Raw genomic sequence first — 838 nt, 5'->3', positions numbered from 1 at the left:
GAGCCGGGAGTGACCTAACCGGCTGGGCCGGGTAGTCGGGCATGGCGCTGGCTGTTAAAGAGCGTCGGCCTGTGAGGGCCTCTGCAGTCCCTCGTGAGTGACTGCTGTGTTGAGATGAACGATAAGCCAATGCCTAATTTTTGTAAATAGGTAATGCCTAACTTTTTCCATGAGTGCCTAATCTGCTATCCGGGCTTGCATCATTCGATGGCTCGGGTAAGCTCTGCCTAATACTGGATGTATGTACAGTTAGCGGAGGAAGGAATGGCCAAGCAGAAGAAGTCGGCGCCGCAGGCGCGCCAGGAAATGACCGGACTGGAACGCCTGGGCCTGCGGGTCTCGTCGATGATCAATCACCCGATCGCGCAGGCTCAGCGCTGGGTGACGATCCATCGCCTGGACACGGATGGAGACATGGAGTGGGAGGAGGTGATGGGGCTGCTGGCGGAAACGCCAGAGCTGGACCTGACGTTCAACGATGACGAGAGCGTGACGGTACGGTGGGAGCCGCAAGACGCCGAAGATCGAGGCGACCTGGTCGCGGAAAGGGATTGGGAGGAGGAGAAAGTGGAGGAAGAGGCGCCTTTCTGAAGAGCACAAAAAAGCCCGCGCCATGCGGGCTTTCATGCCTTGGGGTCAGTCCCGTCGAAGGGAGGGTGAAGGCCCGTACTTGGCTTCAAATTTCTCCACCATCATCTGGCAGGTGCCGCGGACGAATCGGCGGGCACTCAGTGACTGGAGCTCATCATCAACGCCTTCCCAGCACAGGTCAATCGCTGCGCGGGCCTTTGACTTTTCATCGGGCGGCCCAGACATGGCGCCGATTACCATCAGCGCA

At 58.8% G+C, this 838-nt stretch carries 2 protein-coding genes; one reads left to right on the top strand and one right to left on the bottom strand.

Going from position 1 to position 838, the window contains the following annotated elements; genetic code table 11:
* The first annotated feature begins 264 nt into the window (after positions 1 to 264).
* Positions 265 to 591 carry a DUF1654 domain-containing protein gene (locus RR51_RS28475; RefSeq protein WP_039615487.1) on the top strand — a complete coding sequence of 109 codons (327 nt, stop codon included), beginning with the start codon at positions 265 to 267 and terminating at the stop codon, positions 589 to 591.
* A 45-nt stretch (positions 592 to 636) separates the two neighbouring features.
* Here the strand turns inward: RR51_RS28475 and RR51_RS31735 are convergent.
* On the bottom strand, positions 637 to 838 hold a 202-nt coding region (locus RR51_RS31735; RefSeq protein ID WP_039615486.1), incomplete at its 5' end, for a hypothetical protein.

It is taken from the genome of Pseudomonas sp. C5pp (assembly GCF_000814065.1).
GTDB classification, from domain to species: Bacteria; Pseudomonadota; Gammaproteobacteria; order Pseudomonadales; family Pseudomonadaceae; genus Aquipseudomonas; species Aquipseudomonas asiatica.
The sequence above is the reverse complement of the archived record's forward strand: the minus strand, read 5'-3'. Positions and strand labels throughout refer to the sequence as shown.

Coding starts and splice junctions, on each gene's coding strand:
- RR51_RS28475 (WP_039615487.1), top strand. CDS start 265: ATGGCCAAGCAGAAGAAGTCGGCGCCGCAGGCGCGCCAGGAAATGACC.